We start from the raw sequence: 25,230 nt of genomic DNA on the forward strand, positions 1-25,230 counted from the left end.
TGCTTGAGGTCCACTGAATATTATGTCCATGACTCCCCGTGAAATCGTCCACGAACTCAACCGCCACATCATCGGCCAGGACGATGCCAAGCGCGCCGTCGCCATTGCCCTGCGCAACCGCTGGCGCCGCATGCAGCTGCCTGAAGAGCTGCGCGTTGAAGTCACGCCAAAGAACATCCTGATGATCGGCCCGACCGGTGTCGGTAAAACCGAGATCGCCCGTCGCCTGGCCAAACTGGCCAATGCGCCGTTCATCAAGGTCGAAGCGACCAAGTTCACTGAAGTCGGCTATGTCGGCCGCGATGTCGAGTCGATCATTCGTGACCTGGCCGACGCCGCGATCAAGCTGCTGCGCGAACAGGAAATCGTCAAGGTTCGCCACCGCGCCGAAGATGCCGCCGAAGAGCGCATCCTCGACGCCCTGCTGCCACCGGCACGCATGGGTTTCAGCAACGACGACGCCCCGACTGCCGATTCCAACACCCGCCAGTTGTTCCGCAAGCGCCTGCGCGAAGGCCAACTGGATGACAAGGAGATCGAAATCGAAGTCGCCGAAATGGCCGGCGTCGATATCTCCGCGCCACCGGGCATGGAAGAAATGACCAACCAGTTGCAGAGCCTGTTCGCCAACATGGGCAAGGGCAAGCGCAAGAGCCGCAAGCTCAAGGTCAAGGAAGCGCTCAAGCTGGTGCGTGACGAAGAAGCCAGCCGCCTGGTCAACGATGAAGAGTTGAAGGCCAAGGCCCTGGAAGCGGTCGAGCAGCACGGCATCGTGTTCATCGACGAAATCGACAAGGTCGCCAAGCGTGGCAATTCCGGCGGCGTCGATGTATCCCGCGAAGGTGTGCAGCGTGACTTGCTGCCGCTGATCGAAGGCTGCACCGTCAATACCAAACTGGGCATGGTCAAGACCGACCACATCCTGTTCATTGCTTCCGGTGCGTTCCACCTGAGCAAGCCGAGCGACCTGGTGCCCGAGCTGCAAGGCCGTCTGCCGATTCGTGTCGAACTCAAGGCCCTGAGCCCTGAAGATTTCGAACGCATCCTCAGCGAGCCTCACGCCTCGCTCACCGAGCAATACTGCGCACTGCTGAAAACCGAAGGCCTGGGCATCGAGTTCCAGCCGAGCGGCATCAAGCGCATCGCCGAGATCGCCTGGCAGGTCAACGAGAAAACCGAAAACATCGGCGCCCGTCGCCTGCACACCCTGCTCGAGCGCCTGCTCGAAGAGGTGTCGTTCAGCGCCGGCGACCTGGCCAGCGCCCATGACGACAAGGTGATCCTGATCGACGCCGACTACGTCAACAGCCACCTGGGCGAATTGGCGCAGAACGAAGACCTGTCCCGTTATATCCTGTAAGCAACTCTTACAGCGATAGAGAACCTGTGGGAGCGAGCTTGCTCGCGATGAGGCCATCTCATTCGATACTCATGTTGAATGTGATACCGCAATCGCGAGCAAGCTCGCTCCCACAAGGATCTCCACAAAGCGGACATCCGGTCATGATCCCCACCGACATCAAGCTGCACAAAGCCTCGAAAACCCTGTCGCTGAAATACGCGTCCGACGAGGAATACACCTTGCCCGCCGAGTTCCTGCGCGTGCATTCTCCTTCCGCCGAGGTCCAGGGCCACGGCAAACCCATCCTGCAATTTGGCAAGATCAACGTAGGCCTGACCAAAGTGGAACCGGCCGGTCAGTACGCACTGAAACTGACATTCGATGACGGTCACGACAGCGGCCTGTTCACCTGGGAATATCTCTACGAACTGGCGCGACGTTATGACGCACTCTGGGAAGACTATCTGGCCGAGCTGAAAGCCGCCGGAAAAACCCGCGACCCGAACGAATCCGTCGTCAAGCTGATGCTCTAATCCGAGCCTCTTGCTCTTTAGAGGGCATTTTCTAATTTCATCTGTTTGAATGCTTGGCCGCGAGGTCAGTCATTGGCCTGCTTGCGAAAAAAATTAAACTCGGGTAACCAATGGAACTGGCAAGTTCCCTGCAGTGCTCTCTGCGAATTTAAAAGCAGCGATGCAGAATTAACGGTCACCCGAGCAGTAGTACCTGGCATTGGCTGTGTGACTACACAGCAGGACCCCGGTACTCGTCTCAGGACAATGGAGCGTCGTAGATGAGTAACAAGAATAACGATGACTTGAAGTATCAGGCCTCGGAAAACACCTTGGGACTGAATCCTGTCGTTGGGCTGCGTGGAAAAGATCTACTGGGTTCTGCTCGAATGGTGCTCAGGCAGGCCATCAAACAACCGATTCACAGCGCCAGGCATGTCGCTCATTTCGGCCTTGAACTCAAGAACGTGCTGTTCGGCAAATCCGAGCTTCAACCGACCAGCGATGACCGTCGCTTCGCGGATCCGGCCTGGAGCCAGAACCCGCTCTACAAACGTTATCTGCAAACCTACCTGGCGTGGCGCAAGGAACTCCACGACTGGATCGATGAGAGTAACCTCTCGCCCAAAGACGTTGCCCGTGGCCACTTCGTGATCAATCTTGTGACCGAAGCCATGGCTCCGACCAACACCGCCGCCAATCCGGCAGCGGTCAAGCGCTTCTTCGAAACCGGCGGTAAAAGCCTGCTCGACGGTCTCTCGCATCTGGCCAAGGACATGGTGCACAACGGCGGCATGCCGAGCCAGGTCAACATGGGTGCGTTCGAGGTCGGCAAAACCCTCGGCGTGACCGAAGGTGCGGTGGTGTTCCGCAACGATGTGCTGGAACTGATCCAGTACAAGCCGATCACCGAACAGGTCTACGAGCGTCCATTGCTGGTGGTACCGCCGCAGATCAACAAGTTCTATGTGTTCGACCTGAGCCCTGAAAAGAGCCTGGCGCGCTTCTGCCTGCGCAGCAATGTGCAGACCTTCATCGTCAGCTGGCGCAATCCGACCAAGGAGCAGCGCGAGTGGGGCCTGTCGACCTACATCGAGGCGCTCAAGGAAGCGGTCGACGTGGTCACCGCCATCACCGGCAGCAAAGACGTGAACATGCTTGGCGCCTGCTCCGGTGGCATCACCTGCACCGCGCTGCTGGGCCACTACGCCGCGATCGGCGAGAGCAAGGTTAATGCTCTCACCCTGCTGGTAAGCGTACTGGACACCACCCTGGACAGTGACGTGGCGCTGTTCGTCGACGAACAGACCCTCGAATCCGCCAAGCGCCACTCGTATCAGGCCGGAGTACTCGAAGGCAAGGACATGGCCAAGGTCTTCGCCTGGATGCGTCCGAACGATCTGATCTGGAACTACTGGGTCAACAACTACCTGCTGGGCAACGAACCGCCGGTTTTCGACATCCTGTTCTGGAACAACGACACCACACGGTTACCGGCAGCGTTCCACGGCGATCTGATCGAAATGTTCAAAAGCAACCCACTGATTCGCCCGAATGCACTGGAAGTGTGCGGCACCGCCATTGACCTGAAGCAGGTGACGGCCGACATCTTTTCCCTGGCCGGCACCAGCGACCACATCACTCCGTGGAAGTCCTGCTACAAGTCAGCGCAACTGTTCGGCGGCAATGTTGAATTCGTGCTGTCCAGCAGCGGGCATATCCAGAGCATCCTGAACCCGCCGGGCAATCCAAAATCCCGTTACATGACCAGTACCGAAATGGCGACCAATGCCGAGGAGTGGCAAGAGAACTCCACCAAGCACACTGATTCCTGGTGGCTGCACTGGCAGAACTGGCAGGCCCAGCGTTCGGGCAACCTGAAAAAAGCTCCGCTGAAACTGGGCAACAAAGCCTACCCGGCGGGCGAAGCTGCACCAGGCACTTATGTACACGAGCGATAACTGACACACCCGCCCCTGTAGGAGCGAGCCTGCTCGCGATGGACGTTAACGATAACGCGTTCTTTCCGGATTAACGCGTTGCGCTTGAGTTCATCGCGAGCAAGCTCGCTCCTACAGGGGATCGAGGAAGAATTCGAGAGAACGACCCACAGGGCCAGAAGCATGCCGCAACCCTTCATATTCCGTACCGTCGATCTGGATGGCCAGACGCTCCGCACGGCGGTACGCCCCGGCAAGCCTCACTTGACGCCCCTGCTGATTTTCAACGGCATTGGCGCCAACCTGGAGCTGGTGTTCCCGTTCGTCGCGGCGCTGGATCCGGACCTGGAAGTCATCTGCTTCGACGTACCCGGTGTCGGTGGTTCGTCGACGCCGAACCGGCCATATCGTTTTCCGAGCCTGGCGAAACTCACGGCGCGGATGCTCGACTATCTCGACTACGGGCAGGTCAACGTCATCGGCGTGTCCTGGGGTGGCGCCCTGGCCCAACAGTTCGCTTACGACTATCCGGAGCGCTGCAAGAAACTCGTGCTGGCGGCGACGGCGGCGGGTGCGGTGATGGTGCCGGGCAAACCGAAAGTGTTGTGGATGATGGCCAGCCCGCGACGTTACATCCAGCCGTCCCACGTGATCCGCATTGCGCCGATGATCTACGGTGGCTCGTTCCGTCGCGACCCGACGCTGGCCGCGAGCCATGCGGCCAAGGTGCGCTCAGCGGGCAAGCTCGGTTACTACTGGCAGCTGTTCGCCGGCCTCGGCTGGACCAGCATTCACTGGCTGCACAAGATCCGCCAGCCGACCCTGGTACTGGCCGGCGACGATGATCCACTGATTCCGTTGATCAACATGCGCCTGCTGGCCTGGCGGATTCCCAACGCCCAGTTGCACATCATCGATGACGGGCATCTGTTCCTGATTACCCGGGCCGAAGCGGTGGCCCCGATCATCATGAAATTCCTGGAGGAGGAGCGCCAGCGCGCGGTGATGCACCCGCGTCCGGCGCCATTGGGCGGCTAAAGCGCTGCATCAACGGTCGGCAGGACGCCGCGCCGCGCAACAACCCGTTACAGCGTCTATGGTGTTCTGGTTCGGTGTATTTGTTTTTAGCCTGAAGACGAAGGAGTGTTGACTCATGCGCGAGAAACCAGCGAGGGATTCCTTACCGACTCCCGCCGCGTTCATCAATGCACAGAGTGCGATTACCGGCCTGCGCGGCCGGGATCTGGTGTCGACCCTGCGCAGTGTGGCCGCCCATGGCTTGCGCAATCCGCTGCACAGCGCCCGGCATGCCCTCAAACTCGGCGGTCAGCTTGGCCGTGTCCTGCTGGGTGAAACCCTGCACCCGACCAACCCGCAAGACACTCGCTTCGCCGACCCGGCATGGAGCCTCAACCCGTTTTATCGCCGTAGCCTGCAGGCCTATCTGAGCTGGCAGAAACAGGTCAAGAGCTGGATCGACGAGAGCAACATGAGCCCGGACGACCGCGCCCGCGCCCACTTCGCTTTCGCCTTGCTCAATGACGCCGTATCGCCATCCAACACCCTTCTCAATCCACTGGCGGTCAAGGAACTGTTCAATTCCGGTGGCAGCAGCCTGGTACGTGGCATCAGCCATTTGGTGGACGACCTGCTGCACAACGATGGCCTGCCCCGTCAAGTCACCAAGCAAGCGTTCGAGGTTGGCAAGACGGTCGCCACCACCACCGGTGCCGTGGTGTTTCGCAACGAACTGCTGGAGTTGATCCAGTACAAGCCGATGAGCGAAAAGCAGTATTCCAAGCCCCTGCTGGTGGTGCCGCCGCAAATCAACAAGTACTACATTTTCGACCTGAGCCCCCACAACAGCTTCGTCCAGTACGCCCTGAAAAACGGCCTGCAAACCTTCATGATCAGCTGGCGCAACCCGGATGTGCGTCACCGCGAATGGGGGCTCTCGACCTACGTGGAAGCCGTGGAAGAAGCCATGAATGTGTGCCGGGCGATCACCGGCGCACGCGAGGTCAACCTGATGGGCGCCTGCGCCGGCGGGCTGACCATTGCCGCGTTGCAGGGCCACTTGCAGGCCAAGCGGCAGCTGCGCAGGGTCTCCAGCGCGACTTATCTGGTAAGCCTGCTCGACAGTCAGATGGACAGCCCCGCTACGCTGTTCGCCGACGAGCAGACTCTGGAGGCTGCCAAGCGCCGTTCCTATCAGCGGGGTGTACTGGACGGCCGCGACATGGCCAAGGTCTTCGCCTGGATGCGTCCCAACGATTTGATCTGGAGCTACTTCGTCAACAACTACCTGTTGGGCAAGGAGCCACCGGCGTTCGACATTCTCTACTGGAACAACGACAACACGCGCCTGCCGGCCGCCCTGCATGGCGACCTGCTGGACTTCTTCAAGCACAACCCGCTGACCCACCCGGGCGGACTGGAAGTGTGCGGCACGCCGATCGATTTGCAGAAGGTCACCGTCGACAGCTTCAGCGTCGCCGGCATCAACGATCACATCACGCCATGGGATGCGGTGTATCGCTCTACGCTGCTGCTCGGTGGCGAGCGACGCTTCGTGCTGTCCAACAGCGGTCATGTGCAGAGCATCCTCAATCCGCCGAGCAACCCGAAAGCCAACTACGTCGAGAACGGCAAACTGAGCAGCGACCCCCGTGCCTGGTACTACGACGCCAAGCATGTCGACGGCAGTTGGTGGACCCAATGGCTGGGCTGGATTCAGGAACGCTCCGGTGCTCAGAAGGAAACCCACATGGCGCTCGGCAACCAGAACTACCCACCGATGGAGGCAGCACCCGGCACCTACGTGCGCGTGCGCTGACGTTCAACGAGCCACGGTCTATGCCGGCCGTGGCAAGACCCGATCATTAAGAAGACTGGATGAAAACCCGCGACCGGATCCTCGAATGTGCCCTGCAATTGTTCAATCAAAAGGGCGAACCGAATGTCTCCACCATGGAAGTTGCCAATGAAATGGGCATCAGCCCGGGCAACCTCTACTACCACTTCCACGGCAAGGAACCGCTGATTCTCGGGCTGTTCGAGCGCTTTCAGAGCGAACTGGCCCCCTTGCTCGATCCACCGGCCGATGTCGAACTGGCACCCGAAGATTACTGGCTGTTCCTGCACCTGATCGTCGAACGCCTGTCCCACTACCGGTTTCTTTTCCAGGACCTGTCGAACCTCGCCGGGCGCCTGCCGAAACTGGCCAAGGGCATTCGCAACCTGCTCAATGCACTCAAGCGCACACTGGCGTCGCTGCTGGCGCGATTGCAGGCGCAAGGGCTGCTGGTCAGCGATACCCAGGCGCTGGGGCAACTGGTGGAACAGATCACCATGACCCTGCTGTTCTCACTGGATTACCAGCGGATTCTCGATCGCGAAGGCGAGGTGCGGCTGGTGGTTTACCAGATCATGATGCTGGTCGCGCCACACTTGCTGGCGCCGATCAAGGCTGCGACCGAACAGATGGCGATGGAGTATCTGGAGGACCACGAATAATCCTGCCCCCCTAACCCTGTGGGAGCGAGCTTGCTCGCGATGACGGCGTCTCGGTCAACATCAATGCTGGATCTGATGGCCTCATCGCGAGCAAGCCCGCTCCCACAGGGGATCTCTGTCGTTTTCAAGAATGCACTCACAAACAAAAACGCCCGACCTGTGAAGGCCGGGCGTTTTCTTGAGCCCTGAAAATCAGGACTGACTGGTTGGCGTCGATGGAGTTGGCGCGGCAGTCGGGGTGACAGCAGGGGTTGGCGCGGTCGCGGAGTTCGAAGCGCTGACCGGAGCTGCCGGGGTTGCCGGTTTGGCAGCTGCCACTGCTGGTTTTGGCGCGGCGGCTTTTGGAGCTGCCGGCTTCTTCACTGCAGGTTTTTTCGCAACAGCAGGCTTGGCTGCTGGCTTGGCCGCTGCAGTTTTTGCTGCAGGCTTGGCGGCCGGTTTAGCCGCTGGTTTGGCGACGGCTGGTTTGGCGACGGCCTTGGCGGCGGCTGGTTTGGCCGCTGCAGTTTTAGCCGCAGGCTTGGCAGCAGGTTTAGCCGCCGCTTTTGCCAGTGGCTTGGCAGCAGTTTTGGCGGCCGGTTTAGCAGCAGGCTTGGCCGCCGCGGTTTTCGCCGCAACAGGCGCAACCTTGGCACCGGTGAGTTTTTCGATTTGCTTGGTCAGGGTATCGACCTTGCTGTGCAGTGCTTTGACTTCGTTGCGGCTCGGCACGCCCAGACGCGAAATGGCGCTGTTCAGGCGCTTGTCGAAAGCCCCTTCCAGCTCGTCCCACTTGCCCAGTGCACGATCTTTCACGCCGCTGATGCGCGATTTGGCCGAAGAGGCGGAGTCCTTGGCGGCGTCGACAGTTTTGCCAACAGCGCTCTTGGTCAGCTTCTCGGCTTTCTCGCCGTCCTTTACCAATGCATCGAAGAGCTTGCTGCCGTCAGTGTCGATCTTCGAGTACACGCCTAAGCCAGCCAGCCAGATTTTGCGGGAGTAGTCTTCGACTTTCCCGATCCACGAGCTGCCTTCTTTTTCAGTATTCTTTTTGCCAGCCATCCCGTTCTCCTTAAGATTTACGCGCGACACGTTCGAGCAATGCCGTCAGCTCATCGAGCTTAGCAGAGAGTGTCTCAACGTCATGTTTAGACGGAATGCCGATACGATTCAAGGCACTTGCGACACGCGTGTCGAACGCCTTCTCGACCTTGTCGAGTTGAACTTCGACCTTGCCTTTGAAAGTGCTCACTTCACTCTTGGCTTCATCGATCTCGGCATTCGCCGCTTCAAGTTTCTCAGCGACTACTTTTTTGCCTTTCTTTTCAACAACCTGACCAGCCTTGATCAGCTCTTGAAAGTATTCGCTGCCCTCTTGTCCGACCTTGGTGTAGGCACCCAGGCCTGCCAGCCAGATCTTGCGGGCATAGGATTTGACGTCGCTCAGCGTGCCGCTCGATGCGTCGGTTTTTTTCTTCAAAATAGCTTTGGCCATGGTGCACCTCACGCGCAGAAGGTTTGAGGAACTGCCCGGATAAGTGTCGGGCTCAGGCACAAAGTAGGGAGAAAAATTAGAAACGGCACCCTAACAACTGACATAAACCGTCGGGCGCGCCACATGAAAATGTAGGAGTGAGCCTGCTCGCGATGACGGAGTGTCAGCCAACATCAATGTTGACTGATTAACCGCTATCGCGAGCAGGCTCACTCCTACAAGGGATGTGATTTCAATCGGGAATCAGACCAGGACCTTGTCCAGCGCCTTCTCGATCTCAGCTTTGATCATGCCGCTCATGGCCGACATCATCAGGCCCAGCTCCACGTCAACCTTGATCGAATTCTCGCTGACATGCACCGCGCCCTTCACACCCGGGCGTTTGAGGTTCAGGGTATCGCCGGACCACTGCGGCTCCAGGCCATACTGATCGGACAGTTTCTGCGCCAGCTTGTCGGCCTTCTCGCGAGCCGCTTCCTTACCCAGGCCATGGGCACGTTCAACACTAATACGGGCCATCAAATGACTCCTGCTTTATGGATGCTTTCCCGAGGCATCTTGACCTCTGCTGCGTCAAAACGTCCCGATGGTTGCCCATCTTACCTTCAGCCTTGCCAAGACAAAGCATGCCTTGGGGATTAGAATGTCGCGCATTCTCTTTTGGTGACAGCGATATGACTGATCAGCGCAAAGGCAGCGATGCCGAACCCACCACACACTTCGGCTTCAAAAACGTTCCGGAAAGCCAGAAAGCGGAAAAAGTCGCTGAGGTTTTCCACTCGGTAGCCGCCAAGTACGACCTGATGAACGACCTTCTGTCGGGCGGCATGCACCGTCTGTGGAAGCGTTTCGCGATCGAATTGTCGGGCGTGCGCACCGGTAACCGCGTGCTGGACATCGCCGGCGGTACCGGCGATCTGACCAGAAAATTCTCGCATCTGGTCGGCCCGACCGGTCAGGTCGTATTGGCCGACATCAACGAGTCGATGCTCAAGGTCGGTCGTGACCGCCTGCTGGATCTCGGTGTGGCCGGCAACGTCGAATTCGTCCAGGCCGATGCGGAAAAACTGCCGTTCCCGGACAACCATTTCGACTGCGTGACCATCGCCTTCGGCCTGCGCAACGTGACCCACAAGGAAGATGCCCTGCGCTCGATGCTGCGCGTGCTCAAGCCGGGTGGCCGTTTGCTGGTGCTGGAATTCTCCAAGCCGACCAACGCGCTGATGTCCAAGGCCTACGACGCCTACTCGTTCGCCTTCATGCCGCTGATGGGCAAGCTGATCACCAACGACTCGGAAAGCTATCGCTACCTGGCCGAATCGATCCGTATGCACCCGAACCAGGAAACCCTGAAGTCGATGATGGTCGAGGCCGGCTTCGACCGCGTGACCTATCACAACATGACCGCAGGCATCGTTGCCTTGCACCGCGGCATCAAGCCCTGATGCTGCTCGCCGGGCTGCTTGCCAGCGTTGAACTCGGCCTGAACCGGGTGCTGCGTCTCGACAGCACGGCGCTGCCGCGGCTGGCGCATTTGAGCGGCCGGGTGATTGCCGTCGATTGCCGCAACCCGGCGCTGCAACTGTTCATCCTGCCCAGCGACGAAGGCCTGATGCTCGCCTCCCAGTGGGAAACCGGCGCCGACTGCACGTTGCGTGCACCGGCCTCGAGCCTGTTGAAACTGGCGATGAGCAAGGACAAGACTGCCGTCCTGCACAGCCCGGAAGTCGAGCTCGACGGCGACAGCGGTGTGCTGCTGGAGCTGGCGGCGGTCCTTCAGGACCTCGAGCTGGACTGGGAGTACGAACTCTCGCGCTGGCTGGGCCCCGTGGCCACGCAACTGGTCGGCGGTCACCTGCGCAGTCGCGCCCGCTGGTATCAGCAAGGCTTTGCCAGCCTGGGCCAGAACCTGGGCGAATACCTGGCCGAAGAATCGCGCACCCTTGTCGGTCAGCGCGAAGCCGAAGCCCGATTCAGTGAACTGGACCAGATCAAACTCGATCTTGAACGTCTCGAGGCGCGTTTCGAGCGCCTTTCCCGATCCCTCGACCCAAGCGATAACGCATGAAGCTGCTTGCCGTCCGCCGTTTGTTGCGCATCCAGCGCGTCGTGATCCGCTACCGCCTCGATGACCTGCTGTTCGCCCTGCCGCTGCCCTGGTTCCTGCGGGCGCTGCGTTACGCGTTGCCGTGGCGCTGGTTTCCGCGCAAGACCCTGGACCTGAGCCGTGGCGCGCGCTTGCGCCTGGCGTTGCAGGACCTGGGGCCGATTTTCATCAAGTTCGGGCAGATCCTGTCCACCCGTCGCGACCTGCTGCCAGAAGACATCGCCGATGAGCTGATGCTGTTGCAGGACCGCGTGCCGCCGTTCGATTCGCAGGTGTCGGTCAAGCTGATCGAAGAACAGCTGGGCAAGAAAATCAGCGACGTGTTCAGCCGTTTCGATGTCGAGCCGCTGGCCTCGGCCTCGGTGGCGCAGGTGCATGCCGCGCAACTGAAAACCGGTGAAGAAGTGGTGGTCAAGGTGATCCGGCCGGGCCTCAAGCCGGTGATCGCCCAGGACCTGGCGTGGCTGTTCATCCTCGCCCGTGCCGCTGAAAAAGTCTCCGCCGATGCGCGCCTGCTGCACCCGGTGGATGTGGTCAGCGATTACGAAAAAACCATCTACGACGAACTCGACCTGCTGCGCGAGGCGGCCAACGCCAGCCAGTTGAAGCGCAACTTCGACGGTTCGCCGCTGCTCTATGTGCCGCAAGTCTACTGGGACTGGTGCCGGCCGAAAGTGCTGGTAATGGAGCGCATCTACGGCATTCAGGTCACCGATCTGGCGACCCTGGCCGACCAGCGCACCGACATGAAAATGCTCGCCGAACGCGGCGTGGAAATCTTCTTCACCCAGGTGTTCCGCGACAGTTTCTTCCATGCCGACATGCACCCTGGCAACATTTTCGTCAGCACCGTGAACCCGTGGAGCCCGCAGTACATTGCGATCGACTGCGGCATCGTCGGCAGCCTGACCCCGGAAGACCAGGACTACCTGGCGCGTAACCTGTTCGCCTTCTTCAAGCGCGATTACCGGCGCGTGGCGCAGTTGCACATCGATTCGGGCTGGGTGCCGGCAGAAACCAAACTCAACGAATTCGAAGCGGCGATCCGTACCGTGTGCGAGCCCATCTTCGAAAAACCGTTGAAGGACATTTCCTTCGGTCAGGTGTTGATGCGCCTGTTCCAGACCGCGCGTCGCTTCAACATGGAAGTGCAGCCGCAGCTGGTCCTGCTGCAAAAAACCCTGCTGAACATCGAAGGCCTGGGCCGTCAGCTGTACCCGGACCTCGACTTGTGGAACACCGCGCAGCCGTTCCTCGAACGCTGGATGCGCGAGCGGGTCAGCCCCAAAGCCCTGCTCGGCAACGTGCACAGCCAGTTCGAGCAGATCCCGCACCTGGCCAACATGGCCCGCGACCTGCTCGAACGCATGTCCCAACCCCACGCCTACGACCCGCCGCCACCGTGGCATCGACGCCGGGACGACTGGTTCCTGCGCCTGCTCGGTACGGCCCATCTGGCCGGTGGCGCCATCCTTGCCGCTGGCGGGCCACTGAATCAGTTGGACTATTGGCCAGCTGGCATCATGATGGCCGTCGGTTTGTATCTGGTCGTTCGCCGATAGCCAGTTGTGTGAACGACTGGCACACTGTTTCAACGCCTGAGCTCGACTATTGAAGTGTGGAGCTCGCTGTCGGAGTCGAAGATGAAAAACTGGCTGGACGAGATCAAGTGGGACGCTGACGGCCTGGTGCCGGCCATCGCCCAGGATCACAAGACCGGGCGCGTCCTGATGATGGCCTGGATGAACCGCGAAGCACTGGAACTGACCGCTGCCGAGAACCGTGCGATTTACTGGTCACGTTCCCGTGGCAAGCTGTGGCGCAAGGGCGAAGAGTCCGGCCATGTGCAAACCCTGCACGAGATGCGCCTGGACTGCGACGCCGACGTCATCATTCTGATGGTCGAGCAGATCGGAGACATTGCCTGCCATACCGGCCGCCAGAGCTGCTTCTATCGCGTCTACGAGAACGGCGACTGGACAACGGTCGACCCGGTCCTGAAAGATCCGCACGCCATCTATTCCGCAGGACACAAACATGAGTGACACTCTGACCCGTCTGGCCCAGGTACTGGAAGAGCGCAAAGGCGCCGCCGCCGACAGCTCGTATGTCGCCAGCCTGTACCACAAAGGCTTGAACAAGATTCTGGAAAAAGTCGGCGAAGAGTCGGTCGAAACCATCATTGCCGCCAAGGACGCCGCCGTCAGCGGCGACTGCAGCGATGTGATCTACGAAACCGCCGATTTGTGGTTCCACAGCATGGTCATGCTCGCCCAATTGGGGCAGCATCCACAGGCTGTACTCGATGAACTGGACCGTCGTTTCGGTCTCTCCGGACACGTAGAGAAAGCCTCGCGTCCGTCCGCCTGAATAACTATTAGAGAGGAGCAGCAGCATGGGCATTTTTGACTGGAAACACTGGATCGTCATCCTGGTTGTCGTGGTACTGGTATTCGGCACCAAGAAACTGAAAAACCTCGGCACTGACGTCGGCGAATCGATCAAGGGTTTCAAGAAAGCCATGAACGACGACGAAAAACCGGCCGACCCGAACGCGACCCCGGCCCAACCGGTTCCGCCGGTACAGCCACAGGCCTCTGTGAACCAGCCGCACACCATCGACGTGCAGGCACAGAAAGTCGAAGAGCCGATCCGCAAAGACGTGTGAGCGCAGACTAATGTTTGGTATCAGCTTCTCTGAACTGCTGCTCGTCGGCCTCGTTGCCCTGCTGGTGCTGGGTCCCGAGCGCTTGCCGGGCGCTGCGCGCACCGCTGGCCTGTGGGTCGGGCGCCTGAAGCGCAGCTTCAACGCGATCAAACAGGAAGTTGAACGTGAAATCGGTGCCGACGAAATTCGTCGGCAACTGCACAACGAGCACATCCTGTCGCTTGAACAGGAGGCGCGGAAAATCTTCACGCCGACCCAGCAGGAGCCTACGCCGGTCGAGCATGTGGGAGAGCAGACGATTCAGGTTCCCGCCGCCAGCGTCGCAGCACCTGCTGTAGCGGCAGAACCTGCACCCGTTGTTGCAGCCACACCGGTTGAACCAGTCACACCTGCGGCTGCGCCTGTTGCGCCAGCCCCTCATGACCCAACACTGCCGCCGCGAGCCCCATGAGCGATCTCCCTGAAAACGACCAGCACATGCCGCTGGTTTCGCACCTCACCGAGTTGCGTACCCGCCTGCTGCGTTGTGTAGCGGCGATTTTCATCATCTTCGCCGGGCTGTTTGCCTTCACCCAGCAGATCTACACCTTCGTCTCGACGCCGCTGCGTGCGTACCTGCCCGCCGGCGCGACGATGATTGCCACCGACGTGTCGTCGCCGTTCCTGACGCCACTGAAGCTGACCATGATGGTCTCGCTGTTCCTGGCCATCCCGGTGATCCTGCACCAGATCTGGGGCTTCATTGCCCCCGGCCTGTACAAGCATGAAAAACGCATCGCCGTGCCATTGCTGGTGTCCAGCATCCTGTTGTTCTACGCCGGCATGGCCTTCGCCTACTTCCTGGTGTTCCCGCTGATCTTCAAGTTCTTCGCCGCCGCCACCCCGGCCGGCGTGGAAATGATGACCGACATCACCAGCTACCTCGATTTCGTCATGACGCTGTTCTTCGCCTTTGGCGTGGCGTTCGAGATCCCGGTGGCCGTGGTGCTGCTGGTATGGATCGGCGTGGTCGACGTCAAATACCTGAAGAAGATCCGCCCGTACGTGATCATCGGCTGTTTCGTGGTCGGCATGATCCTGACGCCACCGGACATTTTCTCGCAGACCCTGCTGGCTGTGCCGATGTGGCTGTTGTTTGAAATCGGCATCCTGTTCGGCAGCCTGATCAGCAAGCGTGGCGAGCATCCGGACGACCAACCGGCCGACGATCACAACGACCAGCCGCCAGCGACCCAAGCGTGAACCTGCTGCTCCTTGAAGAGGCCGATTTCATTTCGGCCGACCGGGCGATCCTGCGCGATCGCCGGCTGACGCACATGCAGGAAGTCCACCGCTGCGAAGTCGGTGACAGCATGCGCGTCGGGCGGATCGGCGGGCTGATGGGCTCGGCCGAAGTGCTGCGCCTGGACGCCGACGAAGCGGAATTGCGCGTCACCCTCGACCAGCCGCCACCGGCCAAGCTGCCATTGACCCTGGTATTGGCCCTGCCGCGGCCCAAAATGCTGCGCAGGGTGTTCCAGACCGTGGCGGCCATGGGTGTGCCGCGTATCGTGCTGGTCAACAGCTATCGCGTCGAGAAGAGCTTCTGGCAGACCCCGTTCCTGGAACCGGAAGCGATTCGCGAGCAGTTGATCCTCGGCCTCGAACAGGCCCGGGACAGCGTGCTGCCGGAAGTCGTCATCGAGAAGCGCTTCAAGCCGTTCGTCGAAGACCGCCTGCCCGCCATCACCGAAGGCACCCTTGGCCTGGTGGGGCATCCGGGCAATTACCCGCCCTGCCCTCGCGCACTCAGCGAGCCGGTGACCCTGGCCATCGGCCCCGAGGGTGGCTGGATTCCCTACGAGATCGACCTGCTGGGCAAGTCCGGCCTGCAACCGGTGCAACTGGGCGAGCGCATTCTTCGCGTCGAAACCGCCGTGACCGCGCTGCTGGCACGGCTTTTCTAACTACGCATAACCCGTAGCAGCTGGCGAAGCCTGCGTTCGGCTGCGAAGCAGTCGTCTATACGGCGTACTCAGCCAACCAGAATGACTGAGGTGCCGGGTTTTGCGACTGCTACGCAGCCGAACGCAGGCTTCGCCAGCTGCTACAAGGAAAGCGTCCCCCCCGACATCTACAGAATGTCGCCAGCCTGCCGATACAGTCCCCATAAAACCAAATTGCGGTCCGGGGAGTTTCAGCATGTATCAATGGCTAGCCGAAAATCTGGGAAACGTCAGCGTCAAACGCAAGCTGGGGATCGGCTTCGGTCTGGTGCTGTTACTGACCCTGCTGATCACCTTCACCGGCTGGAGCGGCCTGAGCGGCGTGACCAGCCGTGGCGATAAACTGGGGTTCATCGCCAGCCTCAACGACCTGACCAAGGACCTGCGCATCGCCCGCCTGGATTACGAGATGCGTCGCGGCGAACAGGGTCCCGGCGCCGTCAACGATCTGTTGGGCAAACTCGAAAGCGGCCTGCAGACCGCCCGCGGCCTGATCGAGCAACCGGCTGATACGGCCATGGTCGATCAACAACTGGCCGCTGTCGCCGAATACCGTCGTGCCTTCAGCGACATGACCCAGGCCGGCGCCCAGCGTGAAGACGCCCGCAGCAAACTCGGCGCCACCGCCGACAACGCCGTGGCCCGCGTCGCCGAAGTGGAAAAAACCATGCTGCAAGGCGACAGCGTGGCGGCGTTCAACAGCGTGATCGACCTGAGCAAACTGATCCAGCAGGCGCGCTTCCAGGTTCGCGGCTACACCTACAGCGGCAAGACCGAAGCCGAACAGCCAGCCCTCGACGCGATCGACAACGCCCTGAAGAACCTCGAGAGCCTGCCGGCCAAACTGCCCGGAGAACACATCGCCAACCTGCAACAGGCGACTGATTCGCTGAAGGCCTACCGCGCCGCTGTCAGCCAGTTCCGCGACTCCCAGGTGGCCAGCGCCAAGGCCCTGGTACGCATGTCCGCCCAAGGCGACATCCTGCTGGACATGAGCCAGAAACTCACCGTCTCGCAAACCGTCGTGCGCGACACCGACGCCGCCCACGCCAAGAACATGCTGACCCTCGCCACCGTACTGGCCATCGCCTTCGGCCTGCTGGCCGCCTGGGCGATCACCCGGCAGATCATCATTCCATTGAACCAGACCCTGGCCGTCGCTGAACGCGTAGCCCGTGGCGACCTGACCCACAACCTGACGTCGCAGCGCCGTGACGAACTCGGCCAGTTGCAGCGTGCCATGCAGAGCATGACCCAGGGCTTGCGCGAACTGATCGGCGGCATCAGCGATGGCGTCACGCAGATCGCCAGCGCCGCCGAAGAGCTGTCCGCCGTTACCGAACAGACCAGCGCCGGGGTCAACAGCCAGAAGGTCGAGACCGACCAGGTCGCGACTGCCATGAACGAAATGGCCGCCACCGTGCAGGAAGTCGCGCGCAACGCCGAAGAAGCCTCCGAAGCCGCCGTCGCCGCCGACCAGCAGGCCCGCGAGGGCGACAAAGTGGTGGGCGAAGCCATCGCCCAGATCGAACGCCTGGCCGCGGAAGTCGGCCACTCCACCGAGGCCATGGGCGAACTCAAGCGCGAAAGCGACAAGATCGGCAGCGTGCTCGACGTGATCAAGTCCGTGGCCCAGCAAACCAACCTGCTGGCGCTCAACGCCGCGATTGAAGCCGCCCGGGCCGGTGAAGCCGGGCGTGGTTTTGCCGTGGTCGCAGACGAAGTCCGCAGCCTGGCCCAGCGCACCCAGAAGTCCACCGAAGAGATCGAAGAGCTGATCGTCGGCCTGCAAAACGGCACGCAGCAGGTGGCGACCATCATGGACAACAGCCGCAACCTGACCGACAGCAGTGTCGAACTGACTCGCCGCGCCGGTGGTTCACTGGAAAGCATCACCCGCACCGTCTCGGCGATTCAGGCGATGAACCAGCAGATCGCCGCTGCCGCCGAACAGCAAAGCGCCGTGGCCGAAGAGATCAACCGCAGCGTGCTGAACGTGCGGGACGTGTCGGACCAGACCTCGGCCGCAAGTGAAGAGACCGCGGCCTCCAGCGTTGAGCTGGCGCGGTTGGGAACGCATTTGCAGATGCTGGTGGGCAAGTTCAAGGTTTGAGGTGATTCATCTGCCTCGGCTCGCTTGGAACCGAGGTGATGCTATCGCGAGCAAGCTCGCTCCCACAGGGTTCTGTGGTGTTCCGCAATAAGTACTAACACCGAAAATCACTGTGGGAGCGAGCTTGCTCGCGATGGCGACTTTTCAGACGCCGAGATTACAAAACCTGGCGCAAAAACGCCTGTGCTCGCGGATCCTTCGGTGCATCGAAGAACTCCGCTGGCGAAGCATCTTCCAGCAACTTGCCGTGATCGAAGAACAGCACCCGATCCGCCACTTCCCGGGCGAAGCCCATTTCGTGGGTGACGCAAACCATCGTCATGCCTTCCACGGCCAGGTTTTTCATCACATCCAGCACTTCGCCGACCATTTCCGGGTCGAGTGCCGAGGTCGGCTCGTCGAACAGCATGACCTTCGGCTCCATCGCCAGTGCCCGGGCGATGGCCACGCGTTGTTGCTGACCGCCGGACAGGCGTGACGGAAACGCGTTGGCCTTCTGCGCAATCCCGACCTTTTCCAGCAACGCCATGGCCTTGGCCTCACGCTCCTTTTTGCCGCGTTTGCGCACGACTTTCTGCGCCAGGCAGAGGTTTTCCAGCACGGTCATGTGCGGGAACAGGTTGAAGTGCTGGAACACCATGCCGACTTCGCGGCGATAGGCGTTCACATCGGTTTTCGGGTCGGCCAGTTGCAGGCCGTCGATGCTCACCGAGCCGGAATCGAAGGTTTCCAGGCCATTGAGGCAGCGCAGAAAGGTCGACTTGCCGGAGCCGGACGGACCGATCACCACCAGCACTTCGCCCTTGGCGACCGTTGTGCTGACGTTATCCACCGCGCGCACCACCTGGCCACGGGTGTTGAAGACTTTTACCAGATCGCGGACTTCAATCACTTTGCGCGAGCCTCCGCTCAAGCCGGCTGGCGATTTTCGACAGCGGCAGGTTGATCAACAGGTACAGACCGGCGACGCAGAACAGGATTTCGAACGGCGAGAACGAGGTGGTGATGACTTCGCGGCCACTTTTGAGCAGTTCGGTAATCGCGATCACCGACACCAGCGAGGTATCTTTCACCAGGCTGATGAACTGCCCTGCCAGCGGCGGCAATACACGCTTGAAGGCTTGCGGCAGCACCACATGACGCATCGACTGACCGGCACTCAAACCCAGCGACCGTGCAGCTTCGTTCTGGCCACGGGCGATGGATTGCACGCCGGAGCGGATGATTTCCGCCACATAGGCGCCAGTGAACAGCGACAGCGCCGCGATCCCGGCGAATTCCCGGGACAGGTTCATCACCGTGCCGATGAAGAAGTAGAAAATGAAGATCTGTACTAACAGTGGCGTACCGCGCACCAGCTCGACGTAGATCGTCGAGAGGTCGCGCAGGGTCGGGTTGTTCGACAGCCGGCACAGGCCGGTGGCCAGACCGATCAGCAGCCCTAGAACGCCGGACACCACAGACAACCATAAGGTGGTCCAGAGCCCCCACATCAGCGGCCCTGCGGCCCAATGGCGGGTCACGCCAATCACATCGCCCTCGGCCACATCATCGCCTTGGGCGACTTGCAGGCTGTTGTCGTCGACGATCAGGTGCTGCTCGGTGCCGGCGTCGTTGCGCAGGGTGACTTCAGCCTTGTCGCCCTTGCGCACCAGTTCGCTGACGGTGGAGATGTCGGCGGCGCGCTGGGACTCTTCGGCGTGGTAGGCGAAGTACTGCGGAACGCGGTTCCAGCGCCATTCGTAGGACATCAGCGAGGTGGCGTAGTACAACGCGCCGGCCAGGCCGATGAGCACCAGCACGGTCAGGACGTGCCAGGGCCATTGGGCTTTTTTCTGTTTCATTGGGTTTGTTGAATCCGAAAGTTGTATCGCCGGGGAGGCCGCTATCGCGAGCAAGCTCGCTCCCACAGGGGCTGTGCCGGACACAAAATTTGTGTTCACCCGGATTAACTGTGGGAGCGAGCTTGCTCGCGATTGCAGCGACGCGGTCTATTTGACCGAGTGTTACTCCATGTCCTTGAGCCACTCGCTGCTCTTGAACCACTTGTCATGGATGCGATCGTAGGTGCCGTCTTCGTGGATCTGGTGCAGGAAGTTGTTGATGAAGTTGATGCTGTCGTAATCACCCTTCTTCAAACCGAAGGCCAACGGCTCGTAGGTGAACGGCTTGTCGAGGAACACCAGTTTGCCGTTGCCGACCTTGTTCACCGCCACGACGTTGTACGGCGCGTCGTAGATGAAGGCGTCAGCCTTGCCGTTGACCACGTCGAGCACCGCTTCCTGCTCGTTGTCGTAACCGTGGTACTTGGCTTTGGAGATGAGCTTTTTGGCGACCATTTCGCCGGTGGTGCCGAGCTTGGAGGTGATGCGGTAGTCGGCCGTGTTCAGGTCTTTATAGGACTGGATGGTGCCTTCCAGCTCCTTGCGGATCAGCAGCGTCTGGCCGACCACGATGAACGGTTCGCTGAAGTTCAGGCGCAGGTTGCGTTCCTGGGTCAGGGTCATGCCGCTGCCGATCATGTCGAACTTGTCGGTCAGCAGGGCCGGGATGATGCCGTCGTAGCCGGTGGACACCAGTTCCAGCTTGACGCCCATGGCCTTGGACATGGCTTTGAGAATGTCGACTTCGAAGCCAATGATCTCGCCGCGCTTGTTGGTCATTTCGAACGGCATGTAGGTCGGGTCCATGCCGACTTTCAACGTGCCGCGCTTGACCGCGTCATCGATGGCACCGGCCTGCGCCGCGTTGACTGCAACCAGTGCCGTGACGCCGACCAGCAGCATCGACAGATACTTCTTCATCTTCAAGTCCCCAAAACCATTGCGTTGTGAGGCGCGCAAAAATGGCGGTTCCCCGGGAGGAAACGCACCAATACGGACAAAAATTATCCGGGCACACCAATTCGGGAACGGATCCTAAACTACTCGCCCGTTTGCACAAGGGTTTGGGAACGATCAGGCAAAAAAAAGCCCCGCTGGATAGCGGGGCGTTTCTTCATCAGGCCAACTGAGGCTGGACGCTCAGCGGCTTGAGCGGCAGCAGCGGTGCATGGGGGTCGGCATTGACCGACTTGCGCCACGCGCCCAGCCACTCGGCATGACTTTCGTTCCAGACCTGCTCATGCAGGCGGGCCAGGGCCACCGGGTCACTGAGCAATTGCACACGCTCGTTGTTGGTCAGCCCTTCAGGACCGACTTTCATTGCATGGCGTACCCGCTCGACCCGCAGCCATTCAATCGGCTCGGCCTCACGGTGACGCGAGGTCGCCAGCGAGCACGCCAGAGCGTTCTGCTGTGGATCGACCACCGAACGGACGAAGCCGTCGTTCAGCGCGTGCCAGCGGTTTTCGTGGGTGTACTGGTCGGTGGCCAGCAACGCCTGCGGCGGATTGTATTCCTCGGGGATCAGGAACAGGCTCTCGTCACGGGACTTGAGGCCCAGGCCGACACGGCTGGAGATCACCGATACCGGGATCGACAGCATCAACGAACCGACGATCGGCACCAGCCACCACAGGAAGCTCGGGTTCAGCCAGATCACCAGCATGGCCCAGAAGAAGCCCAGCAGGGTTTGCGGACCGTGGCGCTTGACCGCTTCGCTCCACGGCGTGGAGTCGTCGTCACGCTGTGGCGAGTTCCAGGTCGCGGCCCAGCCGAGGAACGCGGCGAGGACGAAACGGGTGTGGAAAATCATCCGCACCGGCGCCAGCAGCATGGAGAACAGCATCTCCAGCAGCATCGACAGGGTCACCTTGAATTTGCCGCCGAACTCTTTCGCACCCTTGGCCCAGATCAGGATGATGCTCAACAGTTTCGGCAGGAACAGCAGCACGATGGTGGTCGAGAACAACGCAATCGCCTTGTCCGGGTGCCATTGCGGCCACAGCGGATAGAGCTGGCGCGGTTCCAGGAAGTACTGCGGCTCCATCAGCGTGTTGACCGCCAGCAGCGCGGTCGACAGCACCAGGAAGAAGAACCACAACGGCGCCGACAGGTAAGACATCACGCCGGTCAGGAACACCGCGCGGTGCACCGGGTGCATGCCCTTGACCAGGAACAGGCGGAAGTTCATCAGGTTACCGTGGCACCAGCGACGGTCACGCTTGAGTTCATCCAGCAGGTTTGGTGGCAGTTCTTCATAGCTGCCCGGCAAGTCGTAGGCAATCCACACGCCCCAGCCGGCACGGCGCATCAGCGCGGCTTCAACGAAGTCGTGGGACAGGATCGCACCAGAGAACGCACCTTTACCAGGCAACGGCGCCAGGGCGCAGTGATCGATGAACGGCTTCATGCGGATGATCGCGTTGTGGCCCCAGTAGTGCGACTCGCCCAGTTGCCAGAAGTGCAGACCGGCGGTGAACAGCGGGCCATACACGCGAGTGGCGAACTGCTGCATGCGCGCATACAGGGTGTCCATGCCCGACGCACGTGGCGCGGTCTGGATGATCCCGGCGTCCGGCGTGGCTTCCATCAGGCGCACCAGACTGGTCAGGCACTCGCCGCTCATCACGGAGTCGGCATCGAGTACGACCATGTACTTGTAGTCACCGCCCCAACGACGGCAGAAGTCGTCGAGGTTGCCGCTTTTACGTTTTACGCGACGACGGCGGCGGCGATAGAAGATCTTGCCGAAGCCACCGGCTTCGCGGCAGACGTCCAGCCAGGCCTGTTGCTCGGCAACACAGATATCGGCGTCGTTACTGTCGCTGAGGACGAAGAAGTCGAAGCGGTCCAGGTCACCCGTGGCCGCAACCGACTCGAAGGTCGCCCGCAGGCCGGCGAATACCCGAGGCACGTCCTCGTTGCAGATCGGCATCACCAGGGCGGTGCGCGCATCCTTTGGAATCGGCTCGTTGCCGGCACTTTTACCGGAGATACGGTACTTGTCGTGACCGGTGAGCAACTCGAGGAAGCCCATCAGCGCGGTCCAGAAACCGGCCGATACCCAGCAGAACAGAATCCCGAACAGGATCAGGATGCTGGTCTGCAACGCATACGGCAGCACCTGCGTGGCGGTTTGCAGCAGCGGCTGGTGCAGCACTTCGTTGAGGTCGACGAACGACCAGCCCTGGTACGGCATGATGCCTTTCATGTACCAGCCGGCGACGATGGTCTGGCCGAGCATCAGCAGCAACAGAATGTAGCGACGGATCGAACCGACCGTGCGCCAGCGCGCAGCAGGCAACACCCGTTCGTCCTTCGGCGGCTTCGGCGGGTTGGTGCGGCCGGTCATCCGACGCCAGCCGCGCACCAGAATGTTGGTGCGCCACGGCTCCGGCACGACCTTGGTCCGACGAATAGGCGGAGTCGCCTTGAGGCAGACCCGGCCGTTGGCGTCGAGCGCCAGCATTTCCGCGTCCTGCAGCTCTTCGGCGGTGCTCAGGGTCAGGCGTTTGCCGACCGAAGCCTGGGCGGCGTCGGTCGGGGCATCGAACGTCGACGATGACAGGCGTTCATGCAATTCGCTGAAAGACTGGCAGCCCGCGAGTTCCGCGCGCTGCTCGTCGGTCATCGGCAGATGTGCCAGATACTCGGAAAGAGATTCTGGCCGTACTTGAAAGTTACTCATCGGCAGGCAACTGATAGCTCCAGGTCTCGGTCAGGACTTCTTCAGTCGGGGCCGATTCCGGTGTGGCTGGGGCCGCGTCGGCAGCGGCAGGCTGCTTGGCGTCTTTATTGGCCTTGTCCTTGGCATCTGCAACAGGCTTCGCGTCAGACTGCTTGGCCTCCGCTTGCTTGGCTTCCTTGTCCTCTTTCTCTTGTTGCCTGGCGGCAACCTTGTCGGCCTTGGCAACCGACGAGTTCGACGACGGAATCGACGTCTTGGCCAGATCCGCAGGCACGATGTTCTGTACCAGCGCGGCACGCATCTCGGTGGCCTTGCCCGGATCCTTGATCTTCATCCGCAGGGTCAGGCGCCAGCCCTTGGTTTCAGGGTTGTAGCGCACGCTGTTTTCCACCAGCTCGGCGTTGTCGCCGACGCTGACCTGGCTGCGAACCTCCGCTTCGGCCGGCAATGCCGCCAGGGACGGGCCTTCGAAGTCCACCAGGTAGGCAACGCTGCCGTCCGGCTGACGAATCAGGTTGGACTGTTTGACGTCACCGGTGGAACGCAGGGTCTGTTTGACCCAGGCGCTGTCCGGCGCGTGAATCGCCGATTCGTCCATGGTCCAGTGCATACGATAAGCGACATCGAGCGGCTGGCCAGGTTCCGGCAATTTTTCCGGGTTCCAGAACGCCACTATATTGTCGTTGGTTTCGTCGGCGGTCGGAATTTCGACCAGATCGACGGTGCCCTTGCCCCAGTCACCCTTCGGCTCGATCCAGGCGCTTGGGCGCCTGTCGTACCGGTCGTCGAGGTCTTCATAGTGGCTGAAGTCGCGGCCACGTTGCAGAAGACCGAACCCGCGCGGGTTTTCCACGCTGAAGTTGCTCACGGCCAGGTGTTTCGGATTGTTCAGTGGACGCCAGATCCACTCGCCGTTGCCGGCATGGATCGCCAGACCGCTGGAGTCGTGCAGCTCGCGACGGTAGTTCAGTACTTTCGACGGCTGGTTGGCGCCGAACAGGTACATGCTGGTCAACGGGGCGATACCCAGTTTGCCGACCTTGTCACGCAGGAACATCTGCGCCTTGACGTCGACGATGGTGTCACTGCCCGGACGCAGAGTCAGGCGATAGGCGCCGGTGGCACGAGGAGAATCCAGCAGGGCGAAGATCACCAGGTGCTTGTCGCCTGGCTTGGGCTGCTGAATCCAGAACTCGCGGAAACGCGGGAATTCTTCGCCGGACGGCAATGCGGTATCAAGCGCCATGCCGCGAGCGGACAAACCATAGACGTGACCCTTGCCGACGACGCGGAAGTAGCTCGCGCCGAGCATGGTCATGATTTCGTCTTGCTTGTCGGCCTTGTTGATCGGGTACAGCACACGGAAACCGGCATAGCCCAGTTGTTCAGTGGCCTTGGGATCGAATTTCATGTCGCCGAAGTCGAAACGACTTGGGTCGTATTTGATCTCTTCGACGGTGTTCGCGGTGATTTCGTTGATTTTCACCGGCGTATCGAAATGCATGCCCTGGTGATAGAAGGACAGCTTGAACGGCGTCTTCTGATCGGCCCATTCGGCTTTTTCCGTCAGAAAACGAATTTTCTGATAGTCCGCGAATTTCATGTCGCGGAACTCGTTCGGCAGGTTACTGCGCGGCGCTTCGTATTTCTGCGCGGCCAGCTCTTTTGCCTTGGCCGATACATCATCCAGACTGAATGCCCAAAGCTGGCCGGCGCTGAGCAGGCAGAGCAATGCAGAGCCCGCTACCAGGGCGCTGCGTAACCGTTTGGCGGACAATTTTGGTGCGTTACAGGGACTAACAATCACGAGCAACCCTCGCCGAAAACAGATCAAAAAACCAACGGCCAGTTAAAGGGCCTGCACGGTGTGCGGTATGAAAAAACCGCCCTAGCAGACCACTCTTGCCAAGTTGGCGAGCATTGTTCCGACTCCGCTGGGGCGAAATGATTCCCCAATCGGATCCGGACAAGTCTCTACCTAAGTCAAAATGGACCAACGAAC

Annotated in this window: 24 protein-coding genes and 1 pseudogene; 17 read left to right on the forward strand and 8 right to left on the reverse strand. The window is 60.6% G+C overall.

Features of this window, described 5'->3' with window-relative positions; genetic code table 11:
- The first annotated feature begins 22 nt into the window (after positions 1–22).
- From hslU to AB4Z35_RS03695, 6 genes are all read left to right on the forward strand, one after another.
- Positions 23–1,360 (forward strand): HslU--HslV peptidase ATPase subunit, encoded by a 1,338-nt coding sequence (hslU, locus tag AB4Z35_RS03670; protein WP_442096062.1) that lies wholly within the window; start codon positions 23–25, stop codon positions 1,358–1,360.
- 143 nt (positions 1,361–1,503) lie between these two features.
- On the forward strand, positions 1,504–1,875 hold the full coding sequence (locus AB4Z35_RS03675) for a gamma-butyrobetaine hydroxylase-like domain-containing protein (protein WP_442096063.1): 372 nt from the start codon (positions 1,504–1,506) through the stop codon (positions 1,873–1,875).
- A gap of 260 nt (positions 1,876–2,135) precedes the next feature.
- Positions 2,136–3,815 carry a class II poly(R)-hydroxyalkanoic acid synthase gene (phaC, locus tag AB4Z35_RS03680; protein ID WP_442096064.1) on the forward strand — a complete coding sequence of 560 codons (1,680 nt, stop codon included), beginning with the start codon at positions 2,136–2,138 and terminating at the stop codon, positions 3,813–3,815.
- 162 nt (positions 3,816–3,977) lie between these two features.
- Complete coding sequence (phaZ, locus tag AB4Z35_RS03685; RefSeq protein ID WP_116264197.1) at positions 3,978–4,832, forward strand: poly(3-hydroxyalkanoate) depolymerase; 855 nt, start codon at positions 3,978–3,980, stop codon at positions 4,830–4,832.
- A 115-nt stretch (positions 4,833–4,947) separates the two neighbouring features.
- Positions 4,948–6,630, forward strand: a complete 1,683-nt coding sequence (phaC, locus tag AB4Z35_RS03690; protein WP_442096065.1) for a class II poly(R)-hydroxyalkanoic acid synthase — start codon at positions 4,948–4,950, stop codon at positions 6,628–6,630.
- 59 nt (positions 6,631–6,689) lie between these two features.
- A complete protein-coding gene (locus tag AB4Z35_RS03695; protein WP_442096066.1) occupies positions 6,690–7,310 on the forward strand; it encodes a TetR/AcrR family transcriptional regulator in 621 nt (206 codons plus the stop codon).
- 192 nt (positions 7,311–7,502) lie between these two features.
- Here the strand turns inward: AB4Z35_RS03695 and AB4Z35_RS03700 are convergent, their stop codons facing one another.
- The 3 genes from AB4Z35_RS03700 to AB4Z35_RS03710 form a co-directional block, all read right to left on the reverse strand.
- Entirely contained in the window at positions 7,503–8,351 is an 849-nt protein-coding gene (locus tag AB4Z35_RS03700) for a phasin family protein (protein WP_442096067.1), read from the reverse strand.
- A 10-nt stretch (positions 8,352–8,361) separates the two neighbouring features.
- Entirely contained in the window at positions 8,362–8,784 is a 423-nt protein-coding gene (locus tag AB4Z35_RS03705; protein WP_007996278.1) for a phasin family protein, read from the reverse strand.
- A gap of 243 nt (positions 8,785–9,027) precedes the next feature.
- Positions 9,028–9,303: a polyhydroxyalkanoic acid system family protein gene (locus tag AB4Z35_RS03710; protein WP_442096068.1), complete on the reverse strand. Its 276-nt coding sequence runs from the start codon at positions 9,301–9,303 to the stop codon at positions 9,028–9,030.
- Positions 9,304–9,458: 155 nt separating this feature from the next.
- On the opposite strand from AB4Z35_RS03710, the gene ubiE reads away from it, so the two are divergent.
- From ubiE to AB4Z35_RS03765, 11 genes and pseudogenes are all read left to right on the forward strand, one after another.
- Positions 9,459–10,229 (forward strand): bifunctional demethylmenaquinone methyltransferase/2-methoxy-6-polyprenyl-1,4-benzoquinol methylase UbiE, encoded by a 771-nt coding sequence (gene ubiE / locus AB4Z35_RS03715; RefSeq protein ID WP_007989286.1) that lies wholly within the window; start codon positions 9,459–9,461, stop codon positions 10,227–10,229.
- Positions 10,229–10,852, forward strand: coding sequence for a ubiquinone biosynthesis accessory factor UbiJ (locus AB4Z35_RS03720; RefSeq protein WP_442096069.1), 624 nt, complete (start codon positions 10,229–10,231; stop codon positions 10,850–10,852). Before ubiE ends, AB4Z35_RS03720 begins: the two co-directional genes overlap by 1 nt.
- On the forward strand, positions 10,849–12,453 hold the full coding sequence (gene ubiB / locus AB4Z35_RS03725) for a ubiquinone biosynthesis regulatory protein kinase UbiB (protein WP_007996283.1): 1,605 nt from the start codon (positions 10,849–10,851) through the stop codon (positions 12,451–12,453). Before AB4Z35_RS03720 ends, ubiB begins: the two co-directional genes overlap by 4 nt.
- Before the next feature lie 81 nt (positions 12,454–12,534).
- A complete protein-coding gene (hisI, locus tag AB4Z35_RS03730; protein ID WP_007989281.1) occupies positions 12,535–12,936 on the forward strand; it encodes a phosphoribosyl-AMP cyclohydrolase in 402 nt (133 codons plus the stop codon).
- On the forward strand, positions 12,929–13,261 hold the full coding sequence (locus tag AB4Z35_RS03735; RefSeq protein ID WP_007952422.1) for a phosphoribosyl-ATP diphosphatase: 333 nt from the start codon (positions 12,929–12,931) through the stop codon (positions 13,259–13,261). The genes hisI and AB4Z35_RS03735 overlap by 8 nt, the downstream gene beginning before the upstream one ends.
- A 25-nt stretch (positions 13,262–13,286) precedes the next feature.
- A complete protein-coding gene (locus AB4Z35_RS03740; protein WP_007989280.1) occupies positions 13,287–13,559 on the forward strand; it encodes a twin-arginine translocase TatA/TatE family subunit in 273 nt (90 codons plus the stop codon).
- Between the two features lie 10 nt (positions 13,560–13,569).
- Complete coding sequence (tatB, locus tag AB4Z35_RS03745; protein ID WP_442096070.1) at positions 13,570–14,010, forward strand: Sec-independent protein translocase protein TatB; 441 nt, start codon at positions 13,570–13,572, stop codon at positions 14,008–14,010.
- Positions 14,007–14,801 (forward strand): twin-arginine translocase subunit TatC, encoded by a 795-nt coding sequence (tatC, locus tag AB4Z35_RS03750; RefSeq protein ID WP_007996287.1) that lies wholly within the window; start codon positions 14,007–14,009, stop codon positions 14,799–14,801. The genes tatB and tatC overlap by 4 nt, the downstream gene beginning before the upstream one ends.
- Positions 14,798–15,505: a 16S rRNA (uracil(1498)-N(3))-methyltransferase gene (locus AB4Z35_RS03755; protein ID WP_442096071.1), complete on the forward strand. Its 708-nt coding sequence runs from the start codon at positions 14,798–14,800 to the stop codon at positions 15,503–15,505. The genes tatC and AB4Z35_RS03755 overlap by 4 nt, the downstream gene beginning before the upstream one ends.
- 235 nt (positions 15,506–15,740) lie before the next feature.
- Positions 15,741–16,802, forward strand: a pseudogene (locus AB4Z35_RS03760) (methyl-accepting chemotaxis protein); the annotation flags it as partial.
- A 141-nt stretch (positions 16,803–16,943) separates the two neighbouring features.
- Complete coding sequence (locus AB4Z35_RS03765; protein WP_442096129.1) at positions 16,944–17,657, forward strand: methyl-accepting chemotaxis protein; 714 nt, start codon at positions 16,944–16,946, stop codon at positions 17,655–17,657.
- A gap of 157 nt (positions 17,658–17,814) precedes the next feature.
- Here the strand turns inward: AB4Z35_RS03765 and AB4Z35_RS03770 are convergent, their stop codons facing one another.
- The 5 genes from AB4Z35_RS03770 to AB4Z35_RS03790 all read right to left on the reverse strand — a co-directional run bounded on the left by AB4Z35_RS03770 (position 17,815) and on the right by AB4Z35_RS03790 (position 25,035).
- Complete coding sequence (locus AB4Z35_RS03770) at positions 17,815–18,549, reverse strand: amino acid ABC transporter ATP-binding protein (protein ID WP_442096072.1); 735 nt, start codon at positions 18,547–18,549, stop codon at positions 17,815–17,817.
- A complete protein-coding gene (locus AB4Z35_RS03775; protein ID WP_007996293.1) occupies positions 18,542–19,501 on the reverse strand; it encodes an amino acid ABC transporter permease in 960 nt (319 codons plus the stop codon). Before AB4Z35_RS03775 ends, AB4Z35_RS03770 begins: the two co-directional genes overlap by 8 nt.
- 162 nt (positions 19,502–19,663) lie before the next feature.
- A complete protein-coding gene (locus tag AB4Z35_RS03780) occupies positions 19,664–20,461 on the reverse strand; it encodes a transporter substrate-binding domain-containing protein (RefSeq protein WP_204931013.1) in 798 nt (265 codons plus the stop codon).
- A 196-nt stretch (positions 20,462–20,657) separates the two neighbouring features.
- A complete protein-coding gene (mdoH, locus tag AB4Z35_RS03785; RefSeq protein ID WP_442096073.1) occupies positions 20,658–23,228 on the reverse strand; it encodes a glucans biosynthesis glucosyltransferase MdoH in 2,571 nt (856 codons plus the stop codon).
- A complete protein-coding gene (locus tag AB4Z35_RS03790) occupies positions 23,221–25,035 on the reverse strand; it encodes a glucan biosynthesis protein G (protein ID WP_442096074.1) in 1,815 nt (604 codons plus the stop codon). Before AB4Z35_RS03790 ends, mdoH begins: the two co-directional genes overlap by 8 nt.
- Positions 25,036–25,230: the final 195 nt, after the last annotated feature.

The organism is Pseudomonas sp. KB_15, assembly GCF_052114525.1.
In the GTDB taxonomy this organism is placed as follows: Bacteria; Pseudomonadota; Gammaproteobacteria; order Pseudomonadales; family Pseudomonadaceae; genus Aquipseudomonas.

Bases quoted from the DNA above. Each gene is read 5' to 3' on its own strand.
- AB4Z35_RS03705 (WP_007996278.1), bottom strand. From the start codon at position 8,784: ATGGCCAAAGCTATTTTGAAGAAAAAAACCGACGCATCGAGCGGCACG.
- tatB (WP_442096070.1), top strand. From the start codon at position 13,570: ATGTTTGGTATCAGCTTCTCTGAACTGCTGCTCGTCGGCCTCGTTGCC.
- AB4Z35_RS03735 (WP_007952422.1), top strand. From the start codon at position 12,929: ATGAGTGACACTCTGACCCGTCTGGCCCAGGTACTGGAAGAGCGCAAA.
- AB4Z35_RS03700 (WP_442096067.1), bottom strand. From the start codon at position 8,351: ATGGCTGGCAAAAAGAATACTGAAAAAGAAGGCAGCTCGTGGATCGGG.
- AB4Z35_RS03695 (WP_442096066.1), top strand. From the start codon at position 6,690: ATGAAAACCCGCGACCGGATCCTCGAATGTGCCCTGCAATTGTTCAAT.
- phaC (WP_442096064.1), top strand. From the start codon at position 2,136: ATGAGTAACAAGAATAACGATGACTTGAAGTATCAGGCCTCGGAAAAC.
- AB4Z35_RS03710 (WP_442096068.1), bottom strand. From the start codon at position 9,303: ATGGCCCGTATTAGTGTTGAACGTGCCCATGGCCTGGGTAAGGAAGCG.
- AB4Z35_RS03780 (WP_204931013.1), bottom strand. From the start codon at position 20,461: ATGAAGAAGTATCTGTCGATGCTGCTGGTCGGCGTCACGGCACTGGTT.
- ubiB (WP_007996283.1), top strand. From the start codon at position 10,849: ATGAAGCTGCTTGCCGTCCGCCGTTTGTTGCGCATCCAGCGCGTCGTG.
- AB4Z35_RS03740 (WP_007989280.1), top strand. From the start codon at position 13,287: ATGGGCATTTTTGACTGGAAACACTGGATCGTCATCCTGGTTGTCGTG.
- AB4Z35_RS03765 (WP_442096129.1), top strand. From the start codon at position 16,944: ATGAACGAAATGGCCGCCACCGTGCAGGAAGTCGCGCGCAACGCCGAA.
- mdoH (WP_442096073.1), bottom strand. From the start codon at position 23,228: ATGAGTAACTTTCAAGTACGGCCAGAATCTCTTTCCGAGTATCTGGCA.
- ubiE (WP_007989286.1), top strand. From the start codon at position 9,459: ATGACTGATCAGCGCAAAGGCAGCGATGCCGAACCCACCACACACTTC.
- hslU (WP_442096062.1), top strand. From the start codon at position 23: ATGTCCATGACTCCCCGTGAAATCGTCCACGAACTCAACCGCCACATC.
- phaC (WP_442096065.1), top strand. From the start codon at position 4,948: ATGCGCGAGAAACCAGCGAGGGATTCCTTACCGACTCCCGCCGCGTTC.
- phaZ (WP_116264197.1), top strand. From the start codon at position 3,978: ATGCCGCAACCCTTCATATTCCGTACCGTCGATCTGGATGGCCAGACG.
- AB4Z35_RS03675 (WP_442096063.1), top strand. From the start codon at position 1,504: ATGATCCCCACCGACATCAAGCTGCACAAAGCCTCGAAAACCCTGTCG.
- hisI (WP_007989281.1), top strand. From the start codon at position 12,535: ATGAAAAACTGGCTGGACGAGATCAAGTGGGACGCTGACGGCCTGGTG.
- AB4Z35_RS03775 (WP_007996293.1), bottom strand. From the start codon at position 19,501: ATGAAACAGAAAAAAGCCCAATGGCCCTGGCACGTCCTGACCGTGCTG.
- AB4Z35_RS03720 (WP_442096069.1), top strand. From the start codon at position 10,229: ATGCTGCTCGCCGGGCTGCTTGCCAGCGTTGAACTCGGCCTGAACCGG.
- tatC (WP_007996287.1), top strand. From the start codon at position 14,007: ATGAGCGATCTCCCTGAAAACGACCAGCACATGCCGCTGGTTTCGCAC.